Here is a 585-nt window from a genome sequence, read left to right as displayed (position 1 = left end):
CGTGCGAATTACGAACAAGTACGAGCAGACTTAGGTATGTAATAACTATTAATCGGGGCTAAATCCCCGATTAAATAAGGGATTATTCATGAAAAATGAACTCAAATTTCGCGGCATATCAAAAAATTTCCCAGGAGTAAAAGCGTTAAGCAAGGTGAGCTTTCGTATTGGTCATGGTGAAGTTCACGGGTTAATCGGCGCAAACGGGGCTGGGAAAAGTACTTTGATGAAGGTACTAGGAGGCATCCATAAAGCGAGTGAGGGAGAAGTTTATATCAATGAAACTTCGGTTAGCTTCCAATCACCAATCGAAGCTATTAACAGCGGCATAGGTATTATTCATCAAGAACTTCAACTGGTTCCAGAACAGACAGTAGCGGAGAATATTTTTTTAGGGAGGTTCCCGACTAAAGCTGGTGTTATTGACTGGGCAGCTATGAATCATCAAGCTCAAGTTCAGTTAGATAAGCTCGGATTGGTATTTGCACCAACCGATAAGGTAAAAACGCTTTCTATGGGCCAACAGCAAATGGTTGAAATTGCTAAAGCACTGATCTTAAATGCTAATATTATTGCCTTAGATGA

General features: G+C 40.5%; 1 protein-coding gene. It reads left to right on the top strand.

The features are described from left to right. Positions 1-88: 88 nt before the first annotated feature. On the top strand, positions 89-585 hold a 497-nt coding region (locus tag R3X26_RS18850; protein ID WP_317718857.1), incomplete at its 3' end, for an ATP-binding cassette domain-containing protein.

The organism is Vibrio sp. TH_r3, from assembly GCF_033101115.1.
Lineage (GTDB): Bacteria > Pseudomonadota > Gammaproteobacteria > Enterobacterales > Vibrionaceae > Vibrio.
Note: the sequence above shows the minus strand (reverse complement) of the source record. Positions and strands in the feature narration are given on the sequence as shown.